Source organism: Liquorilactobacillus ghanensis DSM 18630, assembly GCF_001435235.1.
GTDB lineage: Bacteria > Bacillota > Bacilli > Lactobacillales > Lactobacillaceae > Liquorilactobacillus > Liquorilactobacillus ghanensis.
In genome coordinates this window covers 247,553-263,121 of sequence record NZ_AZGB01000015.1, presented here as the reverse complement: position 1 = coordinate 263,121, position 15,569 = coordinate 247,553, and the positions used below count along the sequence as shown (strand labels likewise).

General features: G+C 37.9%; 18 protein-coding genes and 1 other annotated feature. Of the genes, 16 read left to right on the top strand and 2 right to left on the bottom strand.

Annotation, left to right across the window (positions count from 1 at the left end; genetic code table 11):
- Positions 1–23 precede the first annotated feature (23 nt).
- Both rpiA and FC89_RS05425 read right to left on the bottom strand, forming a co-directional pair.
- Positions 24–707 carry a ribose-5-phosphate isomerase RpiA gene (rpiA, locus tag FC89_RS05430; protein ID WP_057871526.1) on the bottom strand — a complete coding sequence of 228 codons (684 nt, stop codon included), beginning with the start codon at positions 705–707 and terminating at the stop codon, positions 24–26.
- 25 nt (positions 708–732) lie between these two features.
- Positions 733–1,020, bottom strand: a complete 288-nt coding sequence (locus FC89_RS05425; RefSeq protein WP_057871525.1) for an N-acetyltransferase — start codon at positions 1,018–1,020, stop codon at positions 733–735.
- A 118-nt stretch (positions 1,021–1,138) separates the two neighbouring features.
- Here FC89_RS05425 and FC89_RS05420 point away from each other — a divergent pair, with 118 nt between their 5' ends.
- The 16 genes from FC89_RS05420 to mprF all read left to right on the top strand — a co-directional run bounded on the left by FC89_RS05420 (position 1,139) and on the right by mprF (position 15,493).
- Entirely contained in the window at positions 1,139–1,681 is a 543-nt protein-coding gene (locus tag FC89_RS05420; RefSeq protein WP_057871524.1) for a dCTP deaminase/dUTPase family protein, read from the top strand.
- 75 nt (positions 1,682–1,756) lie between these two features.
- Positions 1,757–3,133 (top strand): DNA repair protein RadA, encoded by a 1,377-nt coding sequence (radA, locus tag FC89_RS05415; RefSeq protein WP_057871523.1) that lies wholly within the window; start codon positions 1,757–1,759, stop codon positions 3,131–3,133.
- An 18-nt stretch (positions 3,134–3,151) separates the two neighbouring features.
- On the top strand, positions 3,152–4,276 hold the full coding sequence (locus tag FC89_RS05410; protein WP_057871522.1) for a PIN/TRAM domain-containing protein: 1,125 nt from the start codon (positions 3,152–3,154) through the stop codon (positions 4,274–4,276).
- A 107-nt stretch (positions 4,277–4,383) separates the two neighbouring features.
- Positions 4,384–5,880, top strand: coding sequence for a glutamate--tRNA ligase (gene gltX / locus FC89_RS05405; protein WP_057871521.1), 1,497 nt, complete (start codon positions 4,384–4,386; stop codon positions 5,878–5,880).
- A 93-nt stretch (positions 5,881–5,973) separates the two neighbouring features.
- Complete coding sequence (gene cysS, locus FC89_RS05400; protein WP_057871520.1) at positions 5,974–7,398, top strand: cysteine--tRNA ligase; 1,425 nt, start codon at positions 5,974–5,976, stop codon at positions 7,396–7,398.
- Positions 7,391–7,804, top strand: coding sequence for a Mini-ribonuclease 3 (locus FC89_RS05395; RefSeq protein WP_057871519.1), 414 nt, complete (start codon positions 7,391–7,393; stop codon positions 7,802–7,804). The genes cysS and FC89_RS05395 overlap by 8 nt, the downstream gene beginning before the upstream one ends.
- Positions 7,785–8,549: a 23S rRNA (guanosine(2251)-2'-O)-methyltransferase RlmB gene (rlmB, locus tag FC89_RS05390; RefSeq protein WP_057871518.1), complete on the top strand. Its 765-nt coding sequence runs from the start codon at positions 7,785–7,787 to the stop codon at positions 8,547–8,549. The genes FC89_RS05395 and rlmB overlap by 20 nt, the downstream gene beginning before the upstream one ends.
- A gap of 1 nt (position 8,550) precedes the next feature.
- Complete coding sequence (locus tag FC89_RS05385; protein ID WP_057871517.1) at positions 8,551–9,087, top strand: NYN domain-containing protein; 537 nt, start codon at positions 8,551–8,553, stop codon at positions 9,085–9,087.
- A gap of 55 nt (positions 9,088–9,142) precedes the next feature.
- Positions 9,143–9,292 carry a 50S ribosomal protein L33 gene (gene rpmG, locus FC89_RS12380; protein WP_057885098.1) on the top strand — a complete coding sequence of 50 codons (150 nt, stop codon included), beginning with the start codon at positions 9,143–9,145 and terminating at the stop codon, positions 9,290–9,292.
- A 112-nt stretch (positions 9,293–9,404) separates the two neighbouring features.
- Positions 9,405–9,572 carry a preprotein translocase subunit SecE gene (gene secE, locus FC89_RS05380; RefSeq protein WP_057871516.1) on the top strand — a complete coding sequence of 56 codons (168 nt, stop codon included), beginning with the start codon at positions 9,405–9,407 and terminating at the stop codon, positions 9,570–9,572.
- Positions 9,573–9,677: 105 nt separating this feature from the next.
- Positions 9,678–10,229 (top strand): transcription termination/antitermination protein NusG, encoded by a 552-nt coding sequence (gene nusG, locus FC89_RS05375; RefSeq protein WP_057871515.1) that lies wholly within the window; start codon positions 9,678–9,680, stop codon positions 10,227–10,229.
- 115 nt (positions 10,230–10,344) lie between these two features.
- A complete protein-coding gene (gene rplK / locus FC89_RS05370) occupies positions 10,345–10,770 on the top strand; it encodes a 50S ribosomal protein L11 (RefSeq protein ID WP_057871514.1) in 426 nt (141 codons plus the stop codon).
- Between the two features lie 101 nt (positions 10,771–10,871).
- Positions 10,872–11,561 (top strand): 50S ribosomal protein L1, encoded by a 690-nt coding sequence (rplA, locus tag FC89_RS05365; protein WP_057871513.1) that lies wholly within the window; start codon positions 10,872–10,874, stop codon positions 11,559–11,561.
- 61 nt (positions 11,562–11,622) lie between these two features.
- Positions 11,623–11,758, top strand: a sequence feature (ribosomal protein L10 leader region).
- Positions 11,759–11,796: 38 nt separating this feature from the next.
- The gene (gene rplJ, locus FC89_RS05360) at positions 11,797–12,303 is read left to right on the top strand and encodes a 50S ribosomal protein L10 (RefSeq protein ID WP_057871512.1); all 507 of its coding nucleotides are present in this window, start codon (positions 11,797–11,799) and stop codon (positions 12,301–12,303) included.
- A 49-nt stretch (positions 12,304–12,352) separates the two neighbouring features.
- Positions 12,353–12,721, top strand: a complete 369-nt coding sequence (gene rplL / locus FC89_RS05355) for a 50S ribosomal protein L7/L12 (protein WP_057871511.1) — start codon at positions 12,353–12,355, stop codon at positions 12,719–12,721.
- Positions 12,722–12,877: 156 nt separating this feature from the next.
- Positions 12,878–15,493 carry a bifunctional lysylphosphatidylglycerol flippase/synthetase MprF gene (gene mprF, locus FC89_RS05350; protein WP_235804383.1) on the top strand — a complete coding sequence of 872 codons (2,616 nt, stop codon included), beginning with the start codon at positions 12,878–12,880 and terminating at the stop codon, positions 15,491–15,493.
- Positions 15,494–15,569: the final 76 nt, after the last annotated feature.

The window sequence follows — 15,569 nt, the reverse complement described above, 5'->3', positions numbered from 1 at the left end:
ATATTGGTCAATTTAACTTAAATTTAACGTGCTGAAATGATTTCTGGGCCATCAGGAGTTCCAACAATAATCGTATTAACGATATTTAAAAACAGCCCATGCTCTACTACCCCAACTTGTTGGATCAGCTGAGTTGCCAAGGTTTGCGGCTGGTCAATTTGGTGTAGATGAAGGTCAATAATGAAATTACCGGAATCAGTTTTTTTCTTTTGCTTAGCAGATGTTAAACGAAAAGTTGGGTGATAACCGGCCTGCTGGAATCGGGCAAAGATTTTCTGACTGCCATAAGGAATGACTTCAACTGGCAACGGGAAAGCTCCAAGCTGTTTTTTCATTTTACTTTGATCGACAATCCAAACATTCTTTTTTGAATTAGTAGCAACAATTTTTTCAAAGAGTAATGCTGCACCACCGCCCTTGATTCCTTGAAAATCATCACTGATTTCGTCAGCACCGTCAATTGTAAGATCGATCTGAGCGACCTCATCAACTGATTTTAATTGAATACCGCATTTTTTGGCTAATGCAGCAGTTGCATTTGAAGTAACCACGCCTGTAATATCAAGGTTTTCTTGTGCAACACGTTTTCCTAAAGCTTCCACTAAATAATGAACAGTGGTTCCAGTTCCCAAACCGACGATCATTTTATTCTTGACTAATTCAGCAGCTTTTTGACCAACCTGCTGTTTTAATTGATTTTGATCCATGGTATATTCAAGCTCCTTTGGCTATTTATTTGATAATCAATTGGTGGTTAAATTCAGGATGTTGTGCAAAATATTTTTTGGCATACGGACAAAGAGGCAAAACTTGGCATCCTTGTAATTTCATTTCCTGCATAAACGCGGTTATTAATTGTTCAGCTAAACCTTGATGACGCTTGGGAAAACTGACCCAAGTATATTCCAGCAAATAAATTTTTTTAGCGGGAATTTTTTTGATTCCTAAATGTGCAATTGGTGTCAGTGCATCTTTGGTAGTTAGCAAGTTAAAAGAATCGGTTGTTAAACGTTGCTGCATATGATCACCTCTAATTTGAATTATAGCATATGAGATTGGAAATTATTCCAACTGTTGTCAAGGTATTTTATGGTAAAATGAACAATGCGAACACATTTTAAAGAGAGAGTTGATTAATTTGAAACGAGGTTTTAAAGTTGTCAGCAGTTATACTGCTAAACAGATAAAATTGCCTGTACGAGCAACCCAGCAGGCCGCTGGATATGATTTCTTTGCTGCCGAGGATTTTGTTTTGCCAAGCATTTGGCAGCCTAAGTTTATTAAAGTATTGTGGCAGCTGTTTACTAAAGCAAAAACTGATATCTCAGCAACCGAAAAAGCAGCCGCTGAAAAAGATTTGCAACCGTTGCTGGTTCCGACGGGAGTAAAAGCCTATATGCAAGCAGATGAATTCTTAATGTTGGCCAATCGTTCAAGTAATCCGTTGAAACGGCGCTTGATTTTACCAAACGGGGTTGGCATTGTTGATGCAGATTATTATAATAATCCCAAGAACGAAGGAGAAATTTTTTTCCAATTATTAAATTTTGGCTTAAAAAGTCAATTAATTAAAAAAGGGGAAAAAATTGGTCAAGGAATCTTCCTACCATTTTTATTAGCTGATGATGAAGTTCATCCGCAACAAAAACGACAAGGTGGTTTTGGTTCTTCTGGAAAATAAGAATCTTTAAATTTTATAAAGTAATCATTTTGTTTATAAATGATTATGTTACGATATACGGAATGAGGGGGGTTTATGGCTAAAGTAAAGACACAGTATGTATGTCAAAATTGTGGATACAGCTCACCGCGATATTTGGGCCGCTGCCCTAATTGCGGCAATTGGAACAGCTTAGTTGAAGAAATTCAAGAACCGGTTAGCAAAAAAAATAATAACTGGGCGACGGCGAGATCTCAGCGGGCAAGTAAACCACAATTATTGAGTCAGGTTGATGTCCATGAAAGTCCGCGGTATGTTACCAAAATGCCGGAACTGAATCGGGTTTTAGGCGGCGGGATTGTTCCGGGATCATTAGTTTTGATCGGTGGCGATCCTGGAATTGGTAAATCAACTTTGCTGATGCAGGTTTCTGGTCAACTGGCTGCTGCTCAAAAAAAGGTTTTGTATGTTTCCGGTGAAGAAAGTTCCTTGCAAATCAAGTTGCGCTCGCAACGGCTGGGTGTTGGTGGTGACAATTTTTATCTTTACCCGGAAACTGATATGCAGGTGATTCGTCAAGCTGCCAGTCAATTGAAGCCGGATTTTATGGTAATCGATTCAGTGCAGACCATGCAGGAGCCAGAGCTGAGTTCAGCAATTGGAAGTGTGGCACAGATTCGTGAAGTAACAGCAGAATTATTAAAAATTGCCAAGTCTAACGATATAACAATTTTTATCGTTGGTCATGTTACGAAGGGTGGAGCGATTGCTGGGCCGAAAATCTTAGAGCATATGGTTGATACAGTTTTGTATTTTGAAGGCGACCTTCATCATGCTTATCGAATTTTACGGGCCGTGAAAAATCGTTTTGGTTCAACCAACGAAATCGGCATTTTTGAAATGCGGGAAAGCGGTTTGACAGAAGTTGCCAATCCTTCAGAAATTTTTTTGGAAGAACGGCTGCAAGGGGCAACCGGTTCAGCTGTTGTTGCGTCTTTAGAAGGGACTCGACCAATTTTGGCAGAGGTCCAAGCCTTAGTGACCCCGACAGCTTTTGGAAATGCTAAACGAACAACAACCGGTTTGGATCATAATCGCGTATCATTGATTATGGCTGTATTAGAAAAACGAGCTGGCTTGCTTTTGCAGAACCAAGATGCTTATTTGAAAGCTGCCGGTGGGGTCAAGTTGGATGAACCGGCAATTGATTTAGCCTTGGCTGTCAGTATTGCTTCCAGCTATCGAGATTTAGGAACTAAATCGACCGATTGTTTTATTGGAGAATTAGGATTGACTGGCGAGATTCGGCGTGTTAATCGAATTGAAACCCGTGTTAATGAGGCTGCTAAGTTGGGCTTTAAACGAGCGGTTATCCCTAAAAATAATTTAACTGGTTGGCAGCCGGCAGCAGCAATTGAGGTTTTACCGGTCGCTACTTTATCGCAAGCGTTAAAAGTAGTTTTTGGAAAATAAATTGAAAGGAGCAATAGGATGCGCAGAAGAATTATTAAAATTATATTTATTGCATTAGGAATCGGTGCAGGATATTCATTTATGCCTTACTTTTGGCTGGTAACGGGAATGTGGCACAATGCGTATTTGAATAACGCAGTTGTTAACATGGTGGTCGGTTTAGCAATAATGTTGCTGGTTTCGTTTTTTGCAACAACACCATTAGAAAATGTAATAAAAAAAATTGAGGTCAGTTTAGCACGGCAAAGTCCATTAATTATTATTTCAACAAGTGTTTCTACGGTGATCGGCTTGTTGATTGCTGTTTTGATATCCACTTTATTTTCGCATTCGCAATTATTTTTTCTGAATACGATTTTGCCGGTTATTTTGATGTTGATTTTGGGTTATCTAGGTTTTATCGTCGGCAAGAATCATTTAGATGATCTGAAAAAAATACTGATAATCAGGAAAAAAAGTGAACAGAAAAATAAAGGAGAAGAAAAGAATGCCGTTTTAGAACGGAAAGTTGATGATAATTTTCATCGATTAAAATTATTGGATACAAACATTTTGATTGATGGTCGAATCTATGACTTGATACAAACCGGTTTTATTGAAGGAAAACTGATCGTACCAAATTTTGTGTTGTATGAATTGCAATATATAGCTGATTCAGCAGATAGTGTTAAACGGGTTCGTGGCCGGCGTGGATTAGATATTTTAAATAAGTTACGCAAAGAAAAAAAGGTACCAGTTGAAATGTACGAAGGCGATTTCGAAGACATTTCTGAAGTTGACAGTAAATTAATAAAATTGGCTAAGTTGCTGGATGCAGTAATTATTACCAATGATTACAATTTGAATAAAGTCAGTGAATTTCAGAATGTAGAAGTTTTGAATGTTAACGCGTTGGCCAAGGCTTTACGACCGCGAGTAGTCCCAGGTGAAAAAATGACAGTTACGGTAATTAAAAACGGGACTGAAAGACAGCAGGGAGTAGCTTATTTGGACGATGGCACCATGATCGTTGTTGAAGATGGACGCTATTATTTGAATAAACCAGTCGAGGTAGAAGTTACTAGCGCTTTACAGACTGATGCTGGACGGATGATTTTTGCTAAACCGTCCCATTCAAGCCGCGGGATAAAAGAAAAAAATTAAAATCAGTTCAATATCAGGTTTTTTTTTTCAGCTTTTCAGTGTAAAATATACGTTGTGTAGACTGTTTTTATTGAATAGTTAATTAAAAAAGGAAGAGGCGCTAAACATTGGCAGATAAAAAGATTCGTGTACGTTATGCTCCGAGTCCGACCGGTCATTTGCATATTGGCAATGCCCGGACTGCATTGTTCAATTATTTATTTGCCCGTCACAATGGCGGTACGTTTGTAATCCGAATTGAGGATACTGACTTAAAAAGGAATATTGCTGACGGTGAAAAAAGTCAGCTGGACAATTTAAAATGGTTAGGAATGGATTGGGATGAAGGTCCAGATAAACCCGGTGAATTCGGGCCATATCGTCAGTCAGAGAGACTTTCGATTTACAAGCCATTAATTAAGCAATTATTGGATAGTGGTAAAGCATATGAATCATTTGTGACTGAGGAAGAACTGACTAAGCAGCGTGAGGAACAACGTGCGCAAGGAGTCGCTCCGCATTATGTTTATGAATATCAAGGCATGTCAGCCGAAGAAATTAAAGAAAAACAAGCAGCGAGCCGTGCTGCTGGTTTAAAGCCGGTTGTTCGTATTCGAGTTCCTGAGAACCGAACATATGAATTTGATGATATTGTCAAGGGACCGATCAGTTTTGAATCAGATACAATCGGTGGTGACTTTGTTATTCAAAAGCGTGATGGGATGCCGACTTATAATTTTGCTGTTGTGGTTGATGATCATATGATGCAGATCACACATGTTTTACGTGGGGATGATCATATCGCTAATACACCAAAGCAGTTAGTTGTGTACGAGGCTTTTGGTTGGGAGCCACCTGTTTTTGGTCATATGACGTTGATTATTAACACGAAGACAGGCAAAAAATTGTCTAAACGCGATGAGAGCGTTTTGCAGTTCATTGAGCAATATCGGGAATTGGGCTATTTGCCAGATGCCATGTTTAACTTCATTACATTGCTGGGCTGGTCGCCGGTTGGTGAAAAAGAAATTTTCACTCGCAAACAGTTGATTAAAATGTTTGATCCTAAACGTTTAAGTCGCTCACCAGCATCATTTGATGGTAAGAAACTAGAGTGGGTCAATAACCAATACGTTAAAAATGCGCGGATGGATCGAATTGCCAATGAATCAATTAAACAATTGATCAAGGCTAAAAGATTGCCGGCTGATCCGGATTCTAAGACGGTTGCGTGGGCTCGGGCTTTGACGGACTTGTTTAAGCAGCAGATGTCTTATATGGGAGAAATCGTTGATTTATCAAGTATCTTTTTCCTTGATCCGCCTGTTTTAGATGAAGCTGCTAAAGCTGAATTGCAGGATGAAAATGCTGCGTTAGTATTGCAAAAATTCATTGAAAAAGTTAAAACGATGCCGTTGTTTGATGCTGGAGAAATTCAAAATGTTATTTATGACATTCAAGCTGAAATCGGAGTTCGAGGACGTAAGTTGTATATGCCAATTAGAATTGGCACGACACGTAAATCGCATGGACCTGAATTAGCAGCTTCAGTTGAATTATTAGGCCGCAAAAAAGCATTAGCTCATTTGGAGCAGACTTTAGCTGAAATGAAGAATTTCAAGTAGCAGAAATTCAGTAACGATTAAAAAGGGTTCGGAGCAAAGCATTTGTCCCGGCCCTTTAATTATATGGTAAAATTTAAAAAGGAGGCGATTTAATTGCTTCAATTGTATAATACATTAACTAAACGAAAAGAAAAGTTTAAGCCGCAGGTTCCAGGAGTTATTAAGATGTATGTCTGTGGACCAACTGTTTATAATTATATTCATATTGGCAATGCTCGAAGTGCGGTCGCGTTTGACACAATTCGACGTTATTTTGAGTTTCGCGGATTTCAAGTTGATTATGTTTCAAATTTTACCGATGTAGATGATAAAATTATTCGTGCCAGCAAGGAGCAACATCTGACACCGCAACAATTGGCAGATAAATATATTGCAGCTTTTTATCAAGACACTGATGCTTTAAATATAAAACGAGCTACTTTAAATCCACGGGTAACAGAAACAATGCCCGACATTATTGATTTCATCCAAGTATTACTTGATAAGGGATATGCTTATCAAGCAGCAGGTGATGTTTATTATCGGGCCCGCCGTTTTAAAAATTATGGGCAGCTTTCAGGGCAATCGGTTGATGAATTGGAATTAGGTGCAAGTGAACGATTGGATGCTGCTGATGAAGCCAAGAAAGAGGATCCATTGGATTTTGCTTTATGGAAAGCAGCTAAACCAGATGAGATTTTTTGGACGGCACCTTGGGGAAAGGGTCGACCAGGTTGGCATATTGAATGTTCAGTAATGGCAACCAAATTTTTAGGCGAAACAATTGATATTCACGCCGGCGGACAAGATCTGGAGTTTCCTCATCATGAAAATGAAATAGCACAAAGCGAAGCTAAAACCGGCAAAAAATTTGCTAATTATTGGTTGCATAATGGTTTTGTGACAATTGGCGAAGACGATGCTAAAATGAGCAAGTCGCTGGGAAATTTTGTTACAGTACATGACTTATTGAAAGAAAATGATCCGCAAGTTCTGCGTTTCTTTATGGCGACAACACAATATCGGCGACCAATTCGCTATAGTCAGGCAAATTTAAAGGAAGCTGCTGCTAATTTGCTGAAATTGAAAACGGCATTTCGAAATGCGACTTATCGTCTGAAAACCGCAACTGATCAACCAGTGTCAGCTGCTTGCCGGCAATTAATAACGCAACAAAAGGAAAAATTTATTGCAGCAATGGATGATGATTTTAATGTGCAAAATGCAGTAATGGCGATTTATGAATTGACCAAGCAGCTTAATATTTATGTTACTGCAGCCGAGGTTGGACAACAGGATCTATTGCAATTACAGCAAGCATTAGTTGAACTATGTGCAGTTTTAGGAATTAATTTGACAGCTGCACAGACTAAAACTGATTTAACGGAGCAAATCGAACAATTGATTACACAAAGAAATCAAGCTCGAAAAGCACATGATTTTGCCAAAAGTGATGCAATTCGTGATCAGTTAAAAGCACAGGGAGTTTTGTTAGAGGATACTCCGCAGGGGACAAGGTGGAAATTTACAAATGAATGAGAAGATTGCTGATTTAAATGGCATTGCTTTAGCTTATATGGGGGATGCGGCTTATGAAGTTTTTGTCCGAGCCCATTTATTAAACAGCGGTTTAACTAAGCCAAATAAACTTCATCATCGAGCAACTCATTTTGTGTCGGCTAAGGCTCAAGCATGGTTGATTGAAGAAATGCAGGCAGCTGACCAGCTAACTGAAGAAGAGTTGCAGTTTTTCAAGCGCGGTCGGAATGCTAAAAGTCATACTACAGCCAAAAATACTGATGTGATGACTTATCGTATTTCAACTGGGTTTGAGGCTGTCTTTGGGTATTTATATTTGAGTGGACAAAATGAGCGTCTACAAGAACTGGCTGAATGGTGTATTGAACAAGTCGAAAGGAAACAACATGAAACAAAAACCAAATGATGAACAGGACAACAAGACAGAGTTTATTAGCGGTCGACACCCGGTTTTAGAAGCTCTTGAAGGAGAACGGCCGATTAATAAAATCTTTTTACAAAAAGGTATTCAGCCAAGCTTTGCAGCTAAAATCGAAAAGCTGGCCAAACAAAAGAAAATAATTATTTCACGCGTTCCTAAAAATCGTTTGGATGAATTGACAAAACACCAGAATCATCAAGGAGTTTTGTTGACTATAGCGGCTTATCAATATGCAACTTTGTCAGAAATACTAAAACGATCTGCACAGCAAGAAACGGCTCCTTTTTTGCTGATTTTAGATAATATTGAAGATCCACATAATCTGGGGTCGATTATGCGGACGGCTGATGCGGCAGGAGTTACGGGAATTATTATTCCGCAACGACATGCAGTTCAATTGACAGCAACAGTTGCTAAAACTTCAACTGGTGCAATTGAACATGTTCCGGTTGCACGTGTTAATAATTTAGTTCAGACTGTTAAACAACTGAAAAAAGAAAATTTTTGGGTATTTGGAACTGATATGACTGGTCAGGATTATCGCAAGTGGAATGCCCAAGGAGCAGTAGCTTTGATCATTGGTAATGAAGGTAAGGGAATTTCGCCTTTGTTAAAAGCACAGTGTGATCAGCTATTGACAATTCCAATGATTGGTCATGTCCAAAGTCTCAATGCAAGTGTAGCTGCCGGCTTATTAATTTATCAGGGATTTACTTCGAGAGGAAATTAAAATGAAACGTAACATTTTGATTGTCGATGCATATAATATGATCGGTAATTGGCCTAAATTGAATAAATTAAAGCAAGCTGACCGGTTGGAGGATGCGCGCGATCAGTTGTTGCATATTTTGGCGAACTATCGGCGACAGCGAAATTATCATATTATCGTTGTCTTTGATGCAATGTATGTTCCGGGACTTGCTCAAAATTATCAGCAGACGGGTTTAGAAGTAGTTTGGACGGCTGAAGAACAAACGGCAGATTCTTATATTGAAGCATTGACTAAGCAATTGCAATCGCCACTGACATTAGTAACGGTTGCGACTAGTGATCAAGCGGAACAATGGACGATTTTCTCACAAGGAGCTATGCGAATTCCGGCTTGGGAGCTTGAACGTGACATTAAACGGGCTGATCAAGAAGTTAGAAGTCAATCACGAAAGTATCAGGATGAGGCCAGTGTTCGGCGGGTACCATGGAATAAACAACAGTTGCAAAAATTGGATGCCCTACGACAGCAATTAGAAAAAAAAGATTTTAAAAATTGACAATTGTTTTGTTGACATGCTAAAGTTGCACTGGTTAATATTAAGGAGAATTATTATGGCACAAAAGAAAATGGCGTTAGCGTGTTCGGAATGCGGGTCGCGTAATTACACGATTACTGCTAATCCCAATCGGGTTGAACGTTTGCAGGTAAAAAAGTTCTGTAAACACTGTAACCGGCATACACTTCATCAAGAAACCCGTTAGTTGAAATCATGCTAACTATATTATTGATTAAAAGTTGTTATTTCAGTATAAAAGATATGTTTACTAATAAGTTGTGACAACGGCAGTTTACTAATCCGAGGAGGAACTAAAGTTGAAATTTTGCAGAAGTGTAATTAAGGCAATGAAGGAAACGACTTGGCCAACTAGAAAAGAAGCATTAAGTGATACTTCAACTGTCATTATGACTTCGATTTTGTTTGCAGTTTTTTTTGCAATCGTTGATTTTGCAGTTCAATGGGCAATTAATTTTTTGATTTAGTAGATTTAAAGTTAAAAATCTGGTTAAGTTTATGCTATACTATCAATAGCAGAGAAACTTCGTTTATGCGAGGTTTTTTTATTTTACTCTTAAGGAGGTCTGAAAATGGCAGAAACATTGGAAAAAAGATGGTATGTACTGCATACTTATTCTGGTTATGAAAATAAAGTAAAAGCAAACTTAGAATCTCGAGCTCAATCGATGGGTATGAAAGATTATATTTTTCGTGTAGTTGTTCCGGAAGAAGAAGAACATGAAACAACTAAGACTGGGAAAGATAAAGTTGAAAGTAAAAAAACTTTTCCTGGTTATGTTTTAGTCGAAATGGTAATGAGTGATCAATCGTGGTATGTTGCCCGGAATACTCCAGGAGTAACTGGTTTTGTTGGTTCACATGGAGCTGGGAGTAAGCCGGCACCATTACTTGACGAAGAAGTTGAGTTGATTTTACGTCGATTGGGTATGAGCTCACGCCATGTTGATTTTGATATTTCAGTTGGAGAATCAGTGACAATTGTTGAAGGTGCTTTTGCTGGATTAGTTGGCAAAGTAATTGAAATCGATCAAGAAAAAATGAAATTACGAGTTAATATTGATATGTTTGGTCGAGAAACAGCGACTGAATTGAATTATGATCAGGTTGATAAATTAGCTTAGTGTTGTATTTATTTTAATTAGATGATATACTATTTAAGTATGTTTTACATGCATGTGGGAGGCTAAATATAAATAGCCATCCGTACCACGCACGGACTTTAAGGAGGTATGTACCGTGGCTAAAAAAGTTGTTAACGTTGTTAAGTTACAGATTCCTGCTGGTAAAGCGACACCAGCTCCCCCAGTTGGACCAGCTTTAGGACAAGCTGGAATCAATATTATGGGATTCACTAAGGAATTTAATGCACGGACTGCTGATCAAGCAGGGATGATTATTCCAGTTGTAATTAGTGTTTATGAAGATCGGTCATTTGATTTTGTAACCAAAACTCCACCAGCTGCAGTTTTATTGAAAAAAGCTGCTGGTGTTGAACATGGTTCTGGCGAACCGAATACCAAGAAGGTTGCAAAAGTAACCAAAGATCAGGTTAAGGAAATCGCAGAAACAAAAATGCAAGATCTAAACGCTGCAGATGTTGAAGCTGCAATGCGCATGGTTGAAGGTACTGCACGAAGCATGGGCTTTGTTGTAGAAGATTAGTTTTCTACGGTCCTGCTTCTCAGTCGGACGCGCTGTGAAAGCAGCTGCGTCAAGTGGGAGGTATATCCGTTACACCACAATTGCAAGGAGGAAATAAACCAATGGCTAAAAAAGGTAAGAAATATCTCGAAGCTGTTAAACAGGTCGAGGAAGGTAAATTATATAATGTTGCAGAAGCTCTGGAATTAGTAAAGAAAATTGATTTTGCTAATTTTGATGCTACTGTAGAAGTTGCGTATAATCTGAACTTGGATACAAAACAAGCAGATCAGCAGTTACGTGGCGCGGTTGTTATGCCAAGCGGTACCGGCAAAGAACAAAAAGTTGTTGTCTTCGCTAGAGGTGCTAAAGCTAAGGAAGCAACCGAAGCTGGTGCTGATGTAGTTGGTGATGACGATTTAGTTCAACGCATTCAAGATGGCTGGCTTGATTTTGATGTTGCAATTGCAACACCTGATATGATGGCTAAAGTAGGCCGTTTGGGTCGTGTATTAGGACCGAAAGGCTTGATGCCTAACCCGAAGACTGGCACAGTTACAATGGACGTTACTAAAGCTGTTAGTGAATCCAAAGCTGGTAAGGTTACTTATCGGACGGATAAAGCTGGTAATGTACATGTTCCACTGGGTAAGGTATCTTTCAGTGTTGACGACTTAACTGCTAACTTTAATGCTATTCAAAGCATTATTGCTAAATCACGTCCAGCTTCAGTTAAGGGACAATATATCAAGCATGTTTCACTTGCTTCAACCTTTGGACCAAGTGTTACACTTGATAGTAATGCACTTTAAAAATTATTAATTTGAATGATGATTGACTTTGGCTTGGTTATATGATATCCTTGTTAAGGTCAATTTTTTTATGACTCTACCTAAGACTCAGGTGGCGCAAGCCTTAATCCAGTACCTGCCGAGGAGTAATAATTAATTATTTACTTGGGAAAATAGTCTCTGTGTCTAGGTAGGCATAGGGATTTTTATATGGGAAAGTCAGACCGATTATTTTTAATAATAGGAGGTGAAATTCATGAGTAAAGAAATTATTGCTAAGAAAGCAGCGATTGTTGATGAAGTTACTGAAAAATTTAATAATGCTACTTCTTGTGTCGTAGTTAATTATCGTGGAGTTACAGTTGAAGAAGTAACTGAATTACGTAAGGAATTACGTGATGCTGGCGTGGAATTGCGTGTTATTAAGAATACTTATTTGAAACGCGCAGCTGATAAGGCTGGTTACGAAGGTCTTGATGATACTTTTTCTGGCCCGACCGCAGTGGCATTTTCAAATGACGACGTTGTTGCACCAGCTAGAATTTTAGCAAAATTTGCTAAAGATATTGACGCCCTTGAAATTAAAGGTGGTATTATCGAAGGCAAAGTTGCTTCGTTGGAACAAGTCGAAGCTATTTCCAAACTGCCAAACCGCGAAGGTATGTTGTCAATGTTGCTTTCAGTATTGCAGGCACCAGTTCGCAACTTTGCTTATGCAGTTAAAGCTGTTGCTGATAGTAAAAACGACGAAGACGCTGCTTAATTTTAATTATTTTTAACAACATAGATTAACCAAAATGGAGGAAACAAAAATGGCATTAGATAAAGATAAAATCATTGCTGATTTGAAAGAAGCCAGCATTCTTGAATTAAACGACTTAGTAAAAGCTATTGAAGATGAATTCGGTGTATCTGCAGCAGCTCCTGTTGCAGCAGCTGGTGCCGGTGCTGGCGCTGCTGAAGCTGAAAAAGATTCATTTGATGTTGAATTAACTGAATCAGGCGATCAGAAGATCAAGGCAATTAAAGTAATTCGTGAGATTACTGGACTTGGCTTGAAGGATTCAAAGGGCTTAGTTGATAATGTACCTTCAATCGTTAAAGAAGGTGCTTCTAAGGATGAAGCTGAAGATATTAAAGCTAAACTTGAAGCAGTTGGCGGAGTTGTAACTCTTAAATAGTCAATTTGTTTTTAAAAGTGTAACTTTACGGAACCGACATTTTATTGTTGGTTCTTTTTTTTTCAAGACTTTTATTAAATTTATGTGAAAAGATTGCTGATTTGTTTAAGATTGTGGATAATAAAAGACAAGGAATAAACAAGGCGGTTTTAAACAGTGAATGAAATTAAAAAAATAGTTAATTGGGTAGAAAAACGAATGTTGATTTTTAAATTAATTTTCGTCTTATCGGTTTTGATTTTTGTTTTTTTTGAATTTGGTCGAATTGCCAAACAAATGTCATGGACTGAAATTTCTCATGATTTAATGACAACTAATCCAGTGTCAATTGGTATTATGTTAGTTGTCGGTTTTTTAGCGGTTACACCAATGTTAATCTATGATGTAGTGATGGTCAGCTTTGTTCCAGGTAAGTTTTCATGGAAGTATCTTTTAAAAAGCGGTTGGATCACAAATACTTTTACTAATTTGTTGGGATTTGGTGGCTTAATTGGAGCAACTTTGCGAGCTAATTTTTACAGCAAAAAAGCAACTAAGAGCCAGATTATTGCGGCACTTTCTAAAATTGCAATTTTCTTGTTATCAGGTTTATCTTTGTGCTGTTGGCTGGCTTTATTTGCAATCGGTTGCGGTTTGATCAAGACCGGATTTTCGCAATACCTGATCTGGTTGGTTGGTGGCGGATTGTATTTTCCACTGGTACTGATATTTACTTTGAAAAAAAATCATGGCGTATTTCGTGATTTAAATACCAAACAAGAAACTTTGTTGATCGCTGGTTCAGCTATGGAGTGGTTGTCAGTTAGTTTGTTTTTTGTGTTAATTGGTTGGTTATTGGGAGTGAACCAAAAGCTGCCTGAAGTCTTTATGTTATACATTGCTTCTTCGATTTTAGGCATCATCTCTTTAGTTCCTGGCGGACTAGGTTCATTTGATGTTTTTATGCTGATTGGACTTGAAACATTGGGAGTGCCTAGCGCCACGACCGCAGTTTGGTTGTTATTTTATCGTATTTTTTACTATATTTTGCCATTTACCTTAGGGGTAATCTTTTTTATTCATTCTTTGGGAAGCAAAATCAACGAGTATTTAGACGGATTACCAAGCTCAATTATGCACAAAGCAGCTCATGGAATCTTGACGTTGTTGCTTTATAGTTCTGGTATCTTAATTTTACTGGATGCAATGGTACCTAATTTTGCTTTCAACAATAATATTTTAATCAGATTTTATCCTTATACACTTTTCTTTGTTAGTCAATTAACCAGTGTTTTATGTGGCTTTATGCTGTTTGGCTTAGCACGGGGAATCGAAGCAAGGATTAAGCGGGCTTATTGGCCAACGATTATCTTTTTGATATTAGGGATGATTGATACAGTTCGTTATGGCTTTTCTTGGGGTGTGTTGACATTCCTAAGTTTGGTTTTGATTCTGGTTATTTTTTCGCGTAAAGAGCTTTATCGGCAAAGATTTGTTTATTCAAGTGAAAAATTATTTTTGGATGGTAGTTTTTTTGCAATAATTGCAATTTTATATGCAATTATCGGAGCAATTAATTCACCGCATTATATTTTGCATCATCATATCCCGGCAATTTTAATCTTTCCTTCAGAGCGGACCTGGTTTTCTGGCTTTATCGGGTTATTGTTAGCTGCCGGAATTTTGTGGTTGACGTTTAATTATTTGTCAAACTTTGGAATGAGTTCAATTGATGAACTCCCCAACTTGGATCGAGCAAAGAAAGTTATTGAAAAATTTGGTGGTAATGAAACTAGTCATTTAGCTTATCTTAAAGATAAGTGTCTGTTTTTTTATCAAGCTGAAGGTGAAGATCAACTCTTTTTGATGTATCGTCACAAGGCAAACAAGTTAATTGTTATGGGTGAACCGGTCGGAAATCGAAAATATTTAAATGAAGCGGTTAGTCAATTATTGCGCTTAGCTGATTTGGAAAATTGTCAATTAGTATTTTATGAGATTAATTCAGAATTAACATTGTTGTTACATGAATTGGGTTTTGATTTTATTAAAATGGGTGAGGAAGGTTTAGTTGATATTACCAATTTCACTTTGAGCGGTAAAAAGCAACGGGGACAGCGGGCTTTAATGAACAAATTGGCGCGTAATGGTTATACCTTTGAAATTTTGCAGCCACCTTTTTCAGCAGCACAATTAAAACAATTGCATAATATTTCAGATGAGTGGTTAGCTGGACAATTGGAAAAAGGATTTTCAATGGGATTTTTCGATGAAGATTATTTGCAGCGAGCTCCAATTGCAGTTGTCCAGGATAGTAAAGAAACCATAGTAGCCTTTGCTAATTTAATGCCGGTTAATCAGGAAATCCTGTCTGTTGATTTGATGCGTTATGGCAAAGAAATTGCAGATGGTGCAATGGATATGATTTTTATCAAATTATTTGAATATGGCCAAGCTAAAGGATATCATTACTTTAACTTAGGGATGGCCCCATTGGCTAATGTTGGTTATTCTAAGTATAGTTTTTTGGAAGAAAAAGCAGCTCATTTGTTATATGAGTATGGTTCGCATTTCTATGGCTTTCAGGGATTACGCTCGTATAAAAATAAGTACGTAACTGATTGGCGATCAAAGTATACAGCATATCGTCGACGCAGTTCAATCTTGGTTACTATGCTGCAATTAACGAGTGTGATTAATCGTCATCAACAGATTGTTAAACGACCGACAGTGCCACTTCCGGCAGCTTTAAGTCGTTGGTTAAATGTCAATCCGGCTGATAAGCAGCATTAAATGGTGAAAAATTGGTAATTATTGCAATTAAAAAAGGCAACTTTCAGATAGTTTCTGAAAATTGCCTTTTTGCTTA